The sequence below is a fragment of the Sorangium sp. So ce281 genome, assembly GCF_051527395.1.
Classification (GTDB): domain Bacteria; phylum Myxococcota_A; class Polyangia; order Polyangiales; family Polyangiaceae; genus Sorangium; species Sorangium cellulosum_B.
Genome location: NZ_CP150322.1, coordinates 6,573,288 through 6,588,404 on the forward strand (window position 1 = coordinate 6,573,288; position 15,117 = coordinate 6,588,404).

12 protein-coding genes are annotated in these 15,117 nt (G+C 72.5%); 5 read left to right on the forward strand and 7 right to left on the reverse strand.

Features of this window, described 5'->3' with window-relative positions; all coding sequences use genetic code 11:
• Positions 1–57: 57 nt before the first annotated feature.
• The 4 genes from WMF27_RS24980 to WMF27_RS24995 form a co-directional block, all read right to left on the reverse strand.
• Positions 58–1,983, reverse strand: a complete 1,926-nt coding sequence (locus WMF27_RS24980) for a hypothetical protein (protein WP_437766379.1) — start codon at positions 1,981–1,983, stop codon at positions 58–60.
• Between the two features lie 534 nt (positions 1,984–2,517).
• Positions 2,518–3,672 carry a hypothetical protein gene (locus tag WMF27_RS24985; RefSeq protein WP_437766378.1) on the reverse strand — a complete coding sequence of 385 codons (1,155 nt, stop codon included), beginning with the start codon at positions 3,670–3,672 and terminating at the stop codon, positions 2,518–2,520.
• On the reverse strand, positions 3,669–4,328 hold the full coding sequence (locus WMF27_RS24990) for an RNA polymerase sigma factor (protein ID WP_437766377.1): 660 nt from the start codon (positions 4,326–4,328) through the stop codon (positions 3,669–3,671). The genes WMF27_RS24985 and WMF27_RS24990 overlap by 4 nt, the downstream gene beginning before the upstream one ends.
• Before the next feature lie 59 nt (positions 4,329–4,387).
• On the reverse strand, positions 4,388–5,467 hold the full coding sequence (locus WMF27_RS24995) for a hypothetical protein (RefSeq protein WP_437766376.1): 1,080 nt from the start codon (positions 5,465–5,467) through the stop codon (positions 4,388–4,390).
• Between the two features lie 367 nt (positions 5,468–5,834).
• Here WMF27_RS24995 and WMF27_RS25000 point away from each other — a divergent pair, with 367 nt between their 5' ends.
• The 3 genes from WMF27_RS25000 to WMF27_RS25010 are packed head-to-tail and all read left to right on the forward strand — an operon-like array spanning position 5,835 to position 7,452.
• Positions 5,835–6,212, forward strand: coding sequence for a hypothetical protein (locus tag WMF27_RS25000; RefSeq protein WP_437766375.1), 378 nt, complete (start codon positions 5,835–5,837; stop codon positions 6,210–6,212).
• On the forward strand, positions 6,212–6,919 hold the full coding sequence (locus WMF27_RS25005; RefSeq protein ID WP_437766374.1) for a DUF4166 domain-containing protein: 708 nt from the start codon (positions 6,212–6,214) through the stop codon (positions 6,917–6,919). Before WMF27_RS25000 ends, WMF27_RS25005 begins: the two co-directional genes overlap by 1 nt.
• Complete coding sequence (locus WMF27_RS25010) at positions 6,916–7,452, forward strand: hypothetical protein (RefSeq protein ID WP_437292931.1); 537 nt, start codon at positions 6,916–6,918, stop codon at positions 7,450–7,452. The genes WMF27_RS25005 and WMF27_RS25010 overlap by 4 nt, the downstream gene beginning before the upstream one ends.
• A gap of 28 nt (positions 7,453–7,480) precedes the next feature.
• On the opposite strand, the gene WMF27_RS25015 is transcribed toward WMF27_RS25010, so the two are convergent.
• The 3 genes from WMF27_RS25015 to WMF27_RS25025 form a co-directional block, all read right to left on the reverse strand.
• Positions 7,481–8,359 (reverse strand): carbohydrate ABC transporter permease, encoded by an 879-nt coding sequence (locus tag WMF27_RS25015; RefSeq protein ID WP_437766373.1) that lies wholly within the window; start codon positions 8,357–8,359, stop codon positions 7,481–7,483.
• A gap of 1 nt (position 8,360) precedes the next feature.
• A complete protein-coding gene (locus WMF27_RS25020) occupies positions 8,361–9,293 on the reverse strand; it encodes a carbohydrate ABC transporter permease (RefSeq protein ID WP_437766372.1) in 933 nt (310 codons plus the stop codon).
• Positions 9,294–9,416: 123 nt separating this feature from the next.
• Positions 9,417–10,820, reverse strand: coding sequence for an ABC transporter substrate-binding protein (locus tag WMF27_RS25025; protein ID WP_437766371.1), 1,404 nt, complete (start codon positions 10,818–10,820; stop codon positions 9,417–9,419).
• A gap of 700 nt (positions 10,821–11,520) precedes the next feature.
• Between WMF27_RS25025 and WMF27_RS25030 the strand changes: the two genes are divergently transcribed.
• Positions 11,521–12,801, forward strand: coding sequence for an isochorismate synthase (locus WMF27_RS25030; RefSeq protein ID WP_437766370.1), 1,281 nt, complete (start codon positions 11,521–11,523; stop codon positions 12,799–12,801).
• Between the two features lie 97 nt (positions 12,802–12,898).
• Positions 12,899–15,088: a chorismate-binding protein gene (locus tag WMF27_RS25035; RefSeq protein ID WP_437766369.1), complete on the forward strand. Its 2,190-nt coding sequence runs from the start codon at positions 12,899–12,901 to the stop codon at positions 15,086–15,088.
• The last annotated feature ends 29 nt before the right edge of the window (positions 15,089–15,117 follow it).

A 15,117-nucleotide genomic window follows, 5' to 3' on the forward strand; every position in this document is an offset into this window, starting at 1 on the left:
GCATGCATTTCGTGCGCCGCCCCTGGGCGGGGCCGCGTCGATGGGGGCGTCGACGCGTCAGAGCGCGGTGGAGAGCCGGTCGAGCACGGCGTTCATGATCGGCCGATAGCCGTAGTCAGGCGACGAAGTGTCGGCCAGCTGCGCCGGGCAGATCGACCCTGCGACCCCGCGCTCCCCCAGGCTCCGGATCAGCTGCAGCTCGCGGAGGCCGGGATAGGCCTTGGCGTGGTCCTGAATCGTGGAACGCGCCCCGAAGTCCCCCGGATTGTTCGCGCCTTCCGGCTTGCACAGCGGGCTGTTGCTGCGCCAGCCGGCGATCTCCCTGCAATCGCACGACTGGGCCGTACCGTCGCAGTTGCGCTCCTCGAAGAGGGGGAAGATGCAGGCGTACTGGAGATCTCCAGTGCTCCCCTCCGGGATCGTGTACTCACGGCCGTTGATCGCGTTCCAGCCCGAGACGTTCGGGTGGACGAGCGGCTCACCGGTGATCGGGTTATCGCCCGAGCGGGGCGCCGCCGACTCGATCATGAGCGGATCCGCGGGCAGGATGTAGTTCGCCGGATCGCCGAGGACAGCTTCCCAGGTGCTGCTGAGGGTCGTGCCGGACGGCGGGTCGGCGAGCTCGGCGGCGCTCTTGAGCCCGCCGACCGACTGGCCGAACTGGTTCAGGCCGCCCAGGAGATCGGGCTCGCCGATCGCGTTCTGGCGCGCGAGGTCCTGCCACGGCACACCGACGACGCCGGTGAACACGACGTGCTGCGGCCCTCGGGTCCGGGTGTTGTCGTCGCTCGGGTCCAGATCCGAGAAGATCGGGTTCGGCACGAGCTCTCCGCTCCTCGACACCACCATGGGCTCCGTGAGCGCCCGGGTGTACCGATCGACCGGGTAGAGGAAGTCGAACCCGAAGCGGCGCTTCTGGTCCCAGCACCGGCTGTTCACCGGGTCTTCCGCCGCGGTGAGCCTGGCGGGGCTGCCATCGGGGCCGGTGCAGGCCGGATCCACGGGGCAACCGTCCTGTTTCTGGGAGCAGGACCTGCAGCACGAATGGTTCGGGTCGGTGGCGCACTCGCTCCGCGGCCGCCACATCCTGAAGCCCTGTCCCACCTCGGCGACGAGGTAGTTCTTGCCTTCGTCCCTGATCGAGCAGTCGTTCTCGTCGGAGAGCATCACGATGAGCAGGAGCGAGTCCGGCCGGAGGAAGGCCTTCCGCTGCGCCAGGAGCGTCCTGTCGATCCCTGCCGGTTCGGCGCTGTCGTTCACGAGACCGATCGTCGCGTACGGCTCGGGATCGACGAGGAAGCGATAGAAGCTCTCCAGCGGCGCCTCGAAGCCGCACCCGGCTTGCCCGACCCCTTGCACGATGTCGCCGAGCTTCCCGGCGAGCGCCACCGGATCGGAGTCTCCCGCGGGGACGTGGCTTCCGGTCGGGTCCCACACGAGGAAGCCCTTGTCCTGGTAGGTCGGCAGGTCGTTCACCCCCGTCGACGGGTCGGAGCGCGCGAGGAGGCGGGCCATGTCGGCGGTCGAAGGGGACGCGGCCGGACTGCAGGCGCTCGACCCGTGGCCGCCGAGGCTGCTGCTGATGACGCCGATGTGCATGTCCTGCACCGGGGTGCGCACGCGCAACGTGCCAGCGGGGCATGCGCTCAACCCGCTCGGAGGCCGGACGCCCGGAGCAACACCGGTCGGATCCACGCAGAGCGGGTTGGCCAAGCCATCGACGAAGTCGGCGAGCGCCAGGCGCATCACTTCCTGCTTGTCCGCCATCGAGACGGAGTTATCGACCACGAAGAGGAGATCGACCTTGTCCGGCGTGAACTCCGGCGGGGTCCAGACGCCACCCCCGGTACCATCGCTGCCGCCGCCACCCCCGGTAACACCGCTGCCGCCGCTACCCCCGGTACCATCGCTGCCGCCGATTCCCGAGCTGGAGCTGGAGCTCCCGCCGGGCCCGCCGAGGGAGACGTCGACTTGACATGCCACGAGCGAGACGGCGCTCAGAACGAGAAAGGGCGACAGTGCTCTTGATAGCCTCGAAGACATAATTCCTCCTTGCGCGGTGCCGTGACGCGCCGTCCAACACCGGCAGTGACCAAACGTGAAGGGACGCCCGCTCCGCTTCCCATTTCAAAAAAGCCACCTGGCCCCAAACGACGCGGACAGCCCCCGTTCACGCCCCTCCCCCCGGATCGTCCCCCGCAGATCGCAGCGCGGGGCTCTCCCGCACAGGAGACGGGTCCAGATCGGCGTTTTCGGCGCGGAAGCGCACTCAAGCGCGCTGAGCACCGAAAGCGTAGAGATGGGTCCGTCTCCGAAGCGGGAGCGCTCCACTCAAATGCCGTCCACCAGAAGTCCGCAGAGAGAGAGAGAGAATTCAACGCAAAGGCGCAAAGGCGCAAAGGCGCAAAAAAAGAGAAAATTCTCGTGTATTTTTGCGTCTTTGCGTCTTTGCGTCTTTGCGTTGAACTCTCGCTCGGCTCGCGAGGCAGATCCCTGTCAGGACTTCTGCCCCCCGGTCTAGTGAGTGGTGAAGGAGCGGAGGCGAGGGACGTGCGGGCTCGACGGATAGGCGAGGAGGAACGCCGATGCGCGCTGCGCGGCCGCCGCGCGATCGCCGCTCTGCCAGAGCGCCTCGATGGTGAGCGCCTCGCGCTCCTGCGCCAGCGCGCCGCCGGGGAAGCGGAGGCGCGCCTGCTCCGCGATCCTCAGCGCGCCGGAGGCGTCACCGCGCCGGAGCGCCGCGCGCGCGTCGCCGAGGAGCGTCAGCTCCTCGCGCAGCCGGCTCTCCCGCAGCGCCGGGCTGGACGCGCCCTCCGCGCCGACCGCAGCGCCCGTCGCCTCCGGCACGGGCGCCGCTTCGAGGACGTCCGCCCCGGCCGCGGGCGACGCGCTCGCGGCGCGCTCCGAGAGCGGCGCGCCCGGGCTCGCGGGCGTCGCGGCCGCGCGGGAGCCGGTCCGCGCGGGTGACCTGTCCGGCAGTGGTGCCTCGGCCGGCGGAAGCGGCCTCGATCGCAGCGGCGCCTCGACATGCGGCGGCTCGGCAGGCGGCGCCAGCTCGACAGGCCGCGGCGGCTCGACAGGCGGCGGCTCGACAGGCGGCGGCTCGGCCTGCGCGGTAGGCCCACGATCCGCAGGCGGAGAAACCGGCGCGGATGCCGGCGCCGCGACGACCTCTGCGGTCTCGACGATCCGAGCCGGCGGCGCCTCGCTCGATGGGGCCACGACGACATAGCCGGCGACGATCAGGCCCCCGCAGGCGGCGCCGAACAGCATCGCCTTCAGGATACCCGCAGCGCCCGCCGCTGCGGCCGCGCCGCCGGTGACCGCCGAGCCGGCAGCGCCGGCGCCCGCCGCAGCGGACACCACCTTGCCCGCGGACACGGCCGCGGCGATCTCGCCAGCGCCCGCGGCCGCGCTCGCCGCGCCACCCGCGCTCGCCGCGCCGCCCGCGCTCGCCGTGCCGCCCACGTTCGCCGGGAGCGCCCCTCCCGCGGCGCCTTGAGCCCCTCCGAGCGCGGCGGCTCCGGCGAGGCCGATCTGCGCGGCCATCGCGGCCCACACTTGCTCCTGCGCCCCGTCGGGCGGGTCCGCCGACGGCGCTGCGCGCAGGAGCTCGCGCTCCATCTCGAGCGCGTTCGCCTCGGCGTCGAGCCAGCGCACCGGATCGCTCATCGCTCCCCTCCCGCGCGCTTCCAGACGGGTTGCCGCTCCACCTCCGGCAGCGGAAGGACGACCGAGGGATGCCCCTCGGGCACCGGCGCGGCCTCGACGGCCGCCTTCAACACGGGCTGCGACCGCATGACCCGGGGCCCGCCCACGTGGAACTCGTCGCGCGCCTTCAGGCGCGCGACGGCGCGGCGAAACGCATCGCGGGCGAGGCGGAGGCGCGAGTAAACGGTCCCCAGCGGGACGTCGAGCAGCTCGGCGACCTCCTCGCCGCCCATGCCGTCGAGCTCGAAGAGCGTGAACACGGCGCGCTGCTCGAGGGGCAGCTCGTCGAGGATCGCCTCGAGCAGCGTGATCGCCTGCCGCCGCTCCGCCTCCGCGCCGACGTCGGCCCGGTCGTCGGCGCAGTCGAGCAGCGGCTCGTCGTCGTGAGCGCGCCGCCTCATATGCGCGAGCTTCCGCCGGTCACGGGCGGCGTGAAAGCAGATGCTGTAGAGCCAGGTTGTAATCTTCGACCGACCCTCGAATCCGGACAACCGCCGATGGACGACCAGGAACACGTCCTGGACCGCGTCGGCGACGTCGCTCTCGGGCACGCCGAGGCGTCGCAGCGACCGCCACACGAACCGGAAGTGCTGCGCATAGACCTCTCCGAAGGTCATCCTGTCCTGCCGCTTTTCGCCATGCCCATCACCTCCGTGGCGGGTCCCGTGGTTCGCCATCAAAAAATCGACACGCGGGCGCTCAGGCCGACGAGCAGCCCGACCGGGGAGGGGTCGAGCGCCACCTCCTGCGTCAGGGGCGCGCCGGCCTCGCCGCCCGCGCGGCGCTCGACCGTGAAGCGCGCCCGCGCGACCGGCGCGAGGAGCGTCGCGCGCGCGGACCAGCCCAGCGCGCTGGAGCCGAGGAGGGTCCCTTCCGCGACGGCCGAGCCGCCGAGGGCGAACCAGGGCGCGGAGGCCTCGCGGTCCGGGGCGAACCCCTTGCCTGAGCCGTAAACGGCGCCCAGCATCGCCGCCGCGCAGGCCGAGAGCCGGAGGCCGTCGAGAGCGCCGGCGATCGTCGCGCAGCCGCGCGCCGTGGCGGCGGCGAGCCCGAGGGAGACGACGCCCGGCGCGAGCTCGGTGTCCTGGGGGGGCAGCCATACCCCACCGACGCCTGCGGACCACGCGCGGCGCCGCAGGGAGACATCGGCCATCGCGGCCGCCCGGAAGGGATCCAGCATGCCCACGGTCTGCGCGGCGCCGAGCTCCATCGAGACGTCCCCGCGCGCCGCCCGTGGCGGAGGACGCGGCGGCGCGGGCACGACAGGAGCAGGAGCCGCCGCGGGCGCGACAGGGGCCGGGGCTGGCGCGGGCGCAGGCGCGACAGGAGCCGGCGCGGGCGGATCGCTGTCGAGCAGGATGGCGATGGTCAGCGCCACCGCCTCGACGAGCTCGCCGCAGGACGCCCCTACCTCGGACGAGAGCTGCCGGGTGCGACCACCTGCCTGAAGGACGGCGGTGTAGGTGGCGCCATCGCGGAGAAAGCGGACCTCGAGCTCGGCTGCCCCATCCGCGTTCGCCGGCGTGTCGCCGGGAGGAGGGGCGCCGCCCGCGTTCGCCGGCGTGTCGCCGGGAGGGGCGCCGCCCGCGTTCGCCGGCGTGTCGCCGGCGCCCGCGGGAGCGCCGGCGGTGCCCACGGGGTCGAGAGCCCGCCTCTCCATCACGCGTTCGACCGCGATGGCGAGCGACGGCGCGTCCGGGCAGTCGGCGGCAGCGGGCGCCCGCTGGACCGCGAGCCGCGGGAGCGGGGCGGCCACGACGACGCTCGGCCAACCGAGGGAAAAGGCGCACACGGCCAGGACGCACAGCGCGCCCCGACGCGAGGGATGAGGGCAGGTCACAGGATGCCTCCCATTACCGCAAGGAACGGCGCAAGCGGAATTAGGACGCGCAGAGACCTGTGGCCTTGGGCGAAATCGCCGCGAGGGCGAGACAGCCAGACGGCCAGGCCCCCGGCGCCTGCGGGAGGCGCCGGTCGCGACGGCGCGCGTTCCATGGCGGAGGCGTCGCCGCCTGCCACGCCGGAGAGCACGACGCCGCCGCGCCCGTGGCGCGACGCGCGACCGACGCAACGACGGCGACGCCGGTCGCGAGCACGGCACAGGATCGGATAGAGTGCGCCCCATGAACTCCTACGAGCTGGTGACGTGCGCGAGCTGTTATGGCGAAGGCGAGATCAACACGGACTCTGGCCCCTATCTGTGCAAGGACTGTCACGGAAACGGCCGCATCCTCCCGACCGGAGAGCAGATCGAGGAGCGCATCCGCGAGATCGAGGTCGAGCTGGAGCGCCACCCCCAGGAGGCGAAGCCGGAGACCCGATGGCTCGTCTTCGAGCTGCGGCGCACCCGCAAGCTGCTCTGGCAGATCCGGTCGTACTGCGAGGAGACGCGGAGCGACGCAGACGACACGATCATCCTCAAGATCCGCGATCTCGCCGACGCGGCCGTCGCCCCGAGGAGCCCTGCGGTGCCGCGCGAGATGCTCCCAGAGGACGCCTGATGCCCGACGCCGCCGGGGCGCAGGACGCTCGACCCAGGGGAGATCCCGCGTCCCGCTCGAGCGCGGCGCGGGGTGTTCCAGCGCCTGCTCTCTACCCTGCCCTCCTCGGCGCCGCGTGGGCCGCGCTCGCGCCGCCGGTGCAGCGCCTCCACGCGGGCGGCGTGCGCGCTCGCGGTCGCTTCCGCGTGCGGCGCGGCCGGGGGCTCGCGGCGCGCCTGGTCGCCGGCCTGCTGCGCATGCCGGAGGCGGCCGAGGACGTGGCCGTGACGCTCGCCGTCGAGCCGGCGGGCGACGGCGAGCGGTGGCTCCGCACCTTCGGGGTTCGCCCGCTCTTCTCCTCGCAGTGGCGCGCGGGTGATCTCCTGGTGGAGGGGCTCGGCCTCGTCCAGTGCTGGTTCCGGCTCCGCGCCGAGGGCGGAGCGCTCGTGTTCGAGCAGGTGCGGTCGACGCTCGGGCTCCGCCGCCTCGGCCTGCCGCTGCCCCGGTGGCTCGCCCCGCGGATCGAGGGGCGGGCCGGCCCGCTCCAGGACGAGGTCCACGTCGACGTGCGGATCTTCGCGCCGGTCGCCGGGCTGCTCGTCGCGTACGAGGGGCGCGTGGCGAACGAGGCGGGCGGCGAGGCGCCCCCTGCGCGCGCCGGCGGGTCCACGCCGGAACCGACCGCGTTGCCAGCGCCGGAGCCCCGTGCGCCGGAGCCCCGCGCGTGATCACGGCGCTCGTGCTCCTCGCCGTGCAGGGCGCGCTCGGCGCCTTCGACACGCTCTATTACCACGAGTGGCGGGCGCGCCTGCCCGGCGGCGTGCCGGGCACGGCGCCCGAGCTCGTCCTCCACGGCGCGCGCGATCTCCTGTACGCGGTGCTCTTCGCCTCCTTGCCGTTCGTGCGCTGGGAGGGGCTCGCCGCGTGGGCCCTCGCGGCGCTGCTCCTCGCGGAGATCGCGATCACGCTCCGCGATTTCGTCGTCGAGGACACGGTCCGGAGGCCGCTCGGCGGCGTCTACCCGGGAGAGCGGGTGATGCACGCCGTGATGGGCATCATTTACGGCGGCGCGCTCGCCCACCTCGTCCCCGAGATCTGGCGCTGGGCGCGCGGCCCCACCGGCTTTTCCCGCTGGGACGCGCCGCTCTCGCTCCGCGTGATCCTGCCGCTCATGGCCGCAGGCGTGCTGCTCTCGGGGCTGCGCGACCTCGGCGCAGCCTGCGGGCCTCGCTGGCTGCGCTTCCCGTGGGGGCGCGCGTGAGCCGCTGCCCGCGCCGCCCGGCGCGCCTTCAGCCCTTCACCGCGCCCGCCGTGAGCCCCGCGAGGATCCGCCGCTGGAAGACCAGCGTCAGCACCACGAGCGGCACGGTCACGACGATGGAGGCCGCCATGGTCTGCCCCCAGGGGATCTCGTAGAGCCCGCTGCTCGTCGTCGAGAACGCCTGGATCGCGTAGGTCACGGTGCGCTTGTCCGGCGTCTGGGTGAAGGAGAGCGCGAACAGGAACTCGTTCCAGGCGGCGATGAAGGCGAGGATGCCCGTCGTCGCCATCCCGGGGACCGAGAGCGGCAGCATGACCCGGGTGAACACCTGCCAGTGCGTCGCGCCGTCGACGTAGGCCGCCTCCTCGATCTCGCGCGGGATCGCCTTCATGAAGCCGGTGAGCACCCACACCGTGAAGGGGAGCGTGAAGATGAGGTATGTCAGGATCAGCGCGGGGAGCTGGTTGTACAGCTTGAAGAAGTTGATCATCTGGAACAGGGCGCCGAGGACGGCGATCTGCGGAAAGATGGTCATCCCCAGGACCACGTAGAGCACGAGGCTGCGCCCTCGGAAGCGGAACCTCCCCAGCGCGTAGGCGGCCAACGAGCCCACGGCGAGCGACACCGCGGTGACCGAGACGGCGACGATCACGCTGTTCAGGAGCGCCGTCTGGAACTCGCCGTTCGCCAGCACGAGGCGGTAGTTGTCGAGCGTCGCGCGGCCGGGCCAGTAGCGGACCGGGGTCGTGAAGAGCTCGTCGTCGGGCTTGATGGAGGAGACGAACGCCCAGACGAACGGGAAGACGGTGAACACGAGCACCGCGGCGACGAGCAGGTAGAGCAGGACCCGCAAGGCGCCCTGTCCCAGCGAACGGCGCCGCCATGCGCCGCGCGAAGCGCCGCTCATCTCACACCTCCTCGGCGCGGAACACCGCGAGATAGATCGTGATGAAGACCGCGATGATGAGGAAGAGCGCGACCGAGATCGCCGAGCCGTAGCCGATGTCCGAGACGCTGACGAGGGTCTGCTGGGCGTACGTCGCCATGGTCTGCATGTCCGGCCGGTTGCCGAACATGACGAAGAAGACGTCGAACACCCGGAGCGCGTCGAGCGTGCGGAAGATGAGCGCGACCAGCATCGCGGGCCTGAGGAGCGGCAGCGTGATCCGGGTGAACTGCTGGAGCGCCGTCGCGCCGTCGACCCGCGCGGCCTCGTAGAGATCGTGCGGGATGAGCTGCAGCCCGGCGAGGAGGAGGAGCGCCATGAACGGCGTCGTCTTCCAGACGTCGATGAGCGCCACGGCCCAGAACGACACCGCAGGATCGGCGAGGAAGGCGACGTTGCGGTCCAGGACGCCGAGCTGGTTGACGAGCAGGTCGTTGAAGACGCCGTAGACGTCGTTGTACATCCACTTCCACATCTGGGCCGAGATGACGGTCGGTATGGCCCAGGGGATGAGCATGGCCGCGCGCACCGCCGAGCGCCCCTTGAACCGGGAGTCGACGACGAGCGCGACGCCGAGCCCGAGGACGAGCTCGCCGAGCACGGTGACGACGGTGAAGAGCACCGTGAGCAGGACCGCGTCGTGGAAGTAGCTGTCCTGCACGAGATCGACGTAGTTCTGCGCCCCGATGATCCTGGCCGGCTCCCCGGTGCCGAGGCGCGCGTTCGTGAAGCTCAGGTAGAACGTCTCGGCGAGGGGGTAGAGGGCGATGAACGCGACGACCGCGAGCGTCGGCAGGAGGAACAGCCAGGCGCGCCGCTGTCGCCGCGCGTCGAGCGACGGGTGGTCGGAAGGGGCCCCCGCGCTCGTGGCCGCTGGGTTCGCCGGCATGCTCATGGGATATCCGTTCTCGCGAGGTGGTGTGGCCGGGAGATCTCGTGGGCCGCGCCGCGCGCCGCGCGCCGCGCCACCGGTAGGGAGAGGCGCGCGAGGGCGGCGTGCGGCGTGCGGTGTGCGGCGTCAGCGAAGCGCGCGCGTGAGCCGCTGCTCCACCTGCCCGAGCACCGCCTTCGGCTCCTTGCCCTGCAGGACCTGGCTCACCCCCTGGAAGAAGGCGATCGACGCCTCGTTGTACCGGGCGCCGGTGCTGTTCGAGGGGCGCGGCACGAGCGCGATGTCCTTCGCGCTCGCCAGGAAGGGCAGCGACTTCACCACCTCCGGGTCCTGCTGCACCGAGCGGATCGTCGGGAGGAAGGAGCCCGCGGTCGCGCGGAACCGCTGCGCCTCGGGGCTCGTCATGTAGCGGACGAGCTCGATCGCCGCGTCCTTGTTCGGCGAGAACTTCGACACCGCGAGCTGCCATCCGCCGATGGTGCCCGCGCTCTTCTGTCCGGGCTCGTGCGGCAGCGGGCCCGCCGCGAACTTGCCCTTGATCGGCGACCGCTCGGCGTTGCCCGCCGCGTAGGCATAAGGCCAGTTGCGCATGAAGGCGGCGTTGCCGCCCTGGAACGCGTTGCGCGCGTCCTCTTCCTCGTAGCTCGTCACGCCGGCGGAGGAGATCGAGCCCACCCAGCCCCTGGCGCGCGCGAGCGCCTTCTGGGCATGCGGGTTGTTCACGGTGATCTTGCCCTCCTCGATGATCGCGCCGCCGCCGTGGGAGGCGATCCACTCCAGCGCGTTGCAGGTCAGCCCCTCGTAGGCCTTGCCCTGCCAGACGAAGCCGAGGAAGTTCGGGCTCGCCGCCCGCTCGCCGTCCTGGATCTTCTTCGCCATCTGCTCCAGCTCGTCCCACGTCTCCGGCGGCTTCTGATACCCGTACTTCTCCAGAAGATCGGTGCGGTAGTAGAGCAGCCCGAAGTCGGTGAACCACGGCATCGCCACGAGCTTGCCGTCGACCGTGTTGTTCTGGACGATGCTCTCGACGTGCTGCTTCGCCGCCTCGCCGAGCTTCTCGCTCAGATCGACGAGGTTCTGCGCGAAGGCGCCGGGCCAGATGACGTCCAGCATCATGACGTCGATGTCCCCGGACTGCGCCTGGAAGAGGCGCTGGTAGACGGAGTAGGTCTCGGTCGCGTCCTTGGGACGGGGGATGATCGTCACCTCGATGCCGGTGTCCTTCTTGAACTGCTGGATCATCACCCTGTCGAGCTCGGCGCCCACGCCCACCGGCTCGCTGTAATACTTGAGCTTGCTGCCGGCGTATCGCTTCGCCTCGGCGGCGTTCGGCACGGCGGGGGGCTGCGCCTTGATCGCCTTCTCGCCCGGCGCCTCCGACACCGCGGCCGCCGTCGTGGCGGCGGCTCCAGGGGGGTTCTCGCGGGCTGGCGGGCTCTTGTCTCCGCGGCAGGCGCACAGCCCGACGACGAAGAGGAGCAGCGCTGCGGTTCGCCATGCGCGGAGATCATGCTGCCGAGTGGGGTCCATCGCAGGATCCTTTCTGAGCTCTGTTCTAGAGGATTTTCGCATTCCCGGTGGCCGGCAGAGCTATCGAGATGCGCCGCTCACGCCCGCGCCCCGAAGGGCGAGTGCCCGCGGCAGCATCGACCAGATGCGCGCTCGGGGGCAAGCGATCGTGCCGCCTCTCCGGGGATAAAAAGCCCAGGAAAGAGCCGTCGATCACAGACGGGACGGAGCGCGCGCCGCTCGGCACGGCTCTGATCGCTGGCAGCGCAGCGCAGCGCAGCAGGCGGCGCGCGGCGCGCCGCACACAGCCCATGGCGAAGGCGCGTGGCGCGAAGCGCGATGCGCGCTGGCGGCGAGACGCGACACCAGCGCTGGCGGCGAGACGCAACACGACGCGCGCTGGCGTCGAGATGAGGGGAGACGAAGCGCGATGCGCTTGCGTCGCGCGGAGACAACGCGCGCAATGCGTGCGCGCCCGCGCGCCGACGCCACCACCTCGCCTGGAAGCGCAATTTCAGCGGAGATTCAGCGGTAGACGCGCGTCGCGCGCGCCCTGAACGTGGGCTGCTTTGCGCTTGCGGAGCCTTTCCGGAGGCGGTAGAGCCCACGCTGCGTGGCCGGCGCTCGCGATCCGGCACGGTGCCGCGGGCTCGTGGCCTGCTGGCTCCAGGCTGGTCCTGCCGAGCAGGACGAGCCCGAACCGGCCTGCGCACGGCGGTGCATGACTCCCCTGACGTTCTCCTCCTCGGCCGACGCCCCCCGCCAGGCGGCGCGGCTCGTCGCCCGCACCTTCCGGCTCGACGCCGACACGCTCGCGAAGCTGCCCGGCGGCATTTCGTCGCTCATGGGAGACGGCGCGCGCGTCTGGCTGCACCCCGGCACCCAGCTGGTCGCGCACGGGGTCGCCGCCCGCCTGGAGCTGCCGCACGGCATCGAGGGCGGCGTGGCGTGGGTGAAGGAGGCGCTCGCGTCGATCGAGGCCGCCGACGCCGTGGGACGCCCGGGCTGCGGCCCGGTGGCGCTCGGCGCCCTGCCGTTCGACCGGACGGAGCCGGCCGCGCTCGTCGTGCCGGCCCAGATCGTCGGCGCGGCCCCCGACGGGACCGCGTGGGTCACGACCATCGGCGAGGGCGCCGCCCCGGCGCCGCACCTGGAGCGGGCCGAGGGCCACCGGCGCTCGCCCGACAGCTTCACGCTCCGCTCGGCGCTCCCGCACGAGGAGTGGTGCGGGCGCGTCGCGCGCGCGGTGGCCGACATCCAGCAGGGGGCCCTCTCCAAGGTCGTGCTGGCCCGCGCGGTCGACGTCGAGGCGAACCGCCCCATCGTCGTCGAGGAGGTCCTGCACCGCCTGACCGCGCTCTACCCCTCGTGCGCGATCTTCCACGTCGACGGCTTCCTCGGCGCGAGCCCCGAGCTCCTGCTCTCGCGCCGCGGGCGCGCCGTCTCCTCGCACCCCCTCGCCGGCACCTACGCGGTCTCCGCCGACGTCGACGCCGACCGCCGGTTCGCCGAGGTCCTGCGGCGCTCGACCAAGGACCAGCGCGAGCACCGCTTCGTGGTCGACGCCGTGGCCGCCGCGCTCGCGCCCGAGTGCGCGTCGCTCGAGGTCCCCAGCGAGCCGTCGATCCTGAGCCTGCGCAACGTGATGCACCTCGGCACCCCGATCCACGGCCAGCTCGCGGAGGCGGCGCCGGACGCCCTCACGCTCGCCGCGCGGCTTCACCCGACGCCCGCCGTGTGCGGCACGCCGCGCCAGGCGGCGGAGGCCTGGCTGGGCGCGCACGAGGGCATCCGGCGCGGGCTCTACGCGGGGCTCGTGGGCTGGGTCGACGCCCGCGGCGACGGCGACTGGTTCATCGGCATCCGCAGCGCCACGGTCGACGGCGCGCGCGCGCGGATGGTCGCGGGCGTCGGGGTCGTCGCGGGCTCGAGCCCGGAGGCCGAGCTGGTCGAGACGCAGCTCAAGCTCCAGGCCATGCTCGCGGCCATCATCCGCCCCTGATGCCGCGCCCGCCGCCGGGGCGCCTCACCCGAGCCGGGATCCGCGCCGGCTCGCCTGCATCGACGGCCTCGATGCGGGCCCCGAGGCGAGCTTCGCCGTGAAGACACTCCTCATCGACAACTACGACTCGTACACCCACATCCTCGGGCAGTACCTCTGGGAGGTGAGCGGCGAGGAGCCGATCATCGTCAAGAACGACAGCCTCTCGCTCGCCGAGATCGAGGGCCTGGAGCTCGACAGCATCGTCATCTCGCCCGGCCCCGGCCGCCCGGAGCGACGGGCCGATTTCGGCGTCTGCGCCGAGGTGATCGAGGCCCTCGCCGGGACGCCGATCCTCGGCGTCTGCCTTGGCCACCAGGGGCTCGCCGCGCGCTTCGGCGGGCGCGTCCAGCACGCCCCGCGGGTCATGCACGGCAAGATCGTGGAGATCGAGCACGACGGCGCCGGGCTCTTCGAGGGCGTGCCCAGCCCGTTCCGGGTGGTGCGCTACCACTCGCTCATCGTCGGCGACGGCGAGCTGCCGGCGGAGATCCAGGTGACCGCGCGCACGCGCGGCGACGGGCTCATCATGGCCCTCAAGATCAAGGACCGGCCGTTCTACGGCGTGCAGTTTCACCCCGAGTCGATCGGCACCGAGCACGGCAAGAGGATCATCAGCAACTTCAGAAATATCGCCATGAGCACGCCGCGCGACAGGAGGGGCGCGGCGCTCCGCCGGAGCCCACGCGCGCCGGGCCTCTCCGCGGGCGCGCTGGGCGGTTGCGCGCCGGCGGGCGCGCGGCGACGCGGGCGCGTGCGTCACCTCCGGCTCCCGTGGGTCGATCCCGAGCGGGCCTTCGCCGGGCTCTTCGCCGCGGCCCCTTACGCGTTCTGGCTCGACTCGAGCGCGACCGGCCGTGACGGGCGCTTCTCGTTCATGGGGAGCGCGACCGAGGCCATCGAGAGCCGCGGGGCCGCCGTGACGCGGTGGAGCGCCGGCGGCCCCGGGGGCGTCCCCACCTCGACCACGTCCGAGGGGAGCCCGTTCGCCGCGCTCCGGCGGGAGCTCGCGTCGGTGTCGGTCGATCCGAGCGACCTGCCCTTCCACTTCACCGGTGGCCTCGTGGGCTACCTCGGCTACGAGCTCAAGGAGCACCTCGGCTTCGGCGCGTCCGCCCACCCGCGCCGCGCGCTCCCGGACAGCGCGATGATGATCGCGCGGCGGCTCCTGGCCTTCGACCACGTCGAGCGCACGGTCTACGCGTGCGCGATCGACGCGATCGACGCGATCGACGCCGACGAGCCTGCGTCGCCCCCGTCCGGACCGTGGCTGGACGAGATCGCGGCGCGCCTCCACGGCCTCCCGGCGCTCTCGGAGCCGCTCCTGCCGCCCGTCCCGGAGGGCTTCGCCGACCGGATCGCGCACGCGCCGCGCCTCTCGCGCCGGGAGCACCTCGACGCCATCGGGGCCATCCTCCGCGAGATCCGCGAGGGCGAGACGTACGAGGTGTGCCTCACGAACGAGTTCCACGTGCCGACCTCGCTGGATCCGTTCGCCCTCTACCGCGTCCTGCGCCGCACGAACCCCGCGCAGTTCTCGGCGTTCCTCAGGCTGCCGGAGGGCGCTGTGCTCTCGTCCTCGCCGGAGCGGTTCCTGGCGGTCGACCGGGGGCGGCGGGTGCGCAGCGAGCCCATCAAGGGGACGCGGCCGAAGGGCGCCACCGAGGAAGAGACCCTGGCCCTGCGCCGCGATCTCGCGACCAGCGACAAGGACCGCTCCGAGCTCCTCATGATCACCGACCTCGTCCGCAACGACCTCAGCCGCGTCTGCGCCATGGGCTCGATCGACGTCGAGGCGCTCCAGCGGATCACGGAGCACGCGACCCTGCTCCAGCTCTCCTCGGTGGTCACGGGCGCGCTGCGCGAGGGGAAGGGCGCGCTCGACGCGCTCGACGCGTGCTTCCCCGGCGGGTCCATCACCGGCGCGCCGAAGCACCGGACGATCTCGATCATCGACGCGCTGGAGCGGCGCACGCGGGGCGTGTACACGGGCTCGATCGGGTACCTCGCGTACGAGGGCCCCATGGACATGAACATCGCCATACGGACCCTCGTCGCCGACGGCCGGGGGCTCAGCTTCGGCAGCGGCGGCGCGGTGGTCGCGGAGTCGAGCGCGGAGGCCGAGTACGAGGAGGTCCTCGTCAAGAGCTTCCCCCTGCTCCGCGCCATCTACCTCGCGGAGCGCGCCGCGGACGGGGGCCGTGCGCCCGCGCGGGACGCGCGCGCCACGAGCGCGCAGCGCGGATGACGCGCCCGACGGAACGACGCACGCGGCGA

Coding starts and splice junctions, on each gene's coding strand:
- WMF27_RS24985 (WP_437766378.1), bottom strand. CDS start 3,672: ATGAGCGATCCGGTGCGCTGGCTCGACGCCGAGGCGAACGCGCTCGAG.
- WMF27_RS24990 (WP_437766377.1), bottom strand. CDS start 4,328: ATGACCTTCGGAGAGGTCTATGCGCAGCACTTCCGGTTCGTGTGGCGG.
- WMF27_RS25000 (WP_437766375.1), top strand. CDS start 5,835: ATGAACTCCTACGAGCTGGTGACGTGCGCGAGCTGTTATGGCGAAGGC.
- WMF27_RS25005 (WP_437766374.1), top strand. CDS start 6,212: ATGCCCGACGCCGCCGGGGCGCAGGACGCTCGACCCAGGGGAGATCCC.
- WMF27_RS25015 (WP_437766373.1), bottom strand. CDS start 8,359: ATGAGCGGCGCTTCGCGCGGCGCATGGCGGCGCCGTTCGCTGGGACAG.
- WMF27_RS25020 (WP_437766372.1), bottom strand. CDS start 9,293: ATGAGCATGCCGGCGAACCCAGCGGCCACGAGCGCGGGGGCCCCTTCC.
- WMF27_RS25025 (WP_437766371.1), bottom strand. CDS start 10,820: ATGGACCCCACTCGGCAGCATGATCTCCGCGCATGGCGAACCGCAGCG.
- WMF27_RS25030 (WP_437766370.1), top strand. CDS start 11,521: ATGACTCCCCTGACGTTCTCCTCCTCGGCCGACGCCCCCCGCCAGGCG.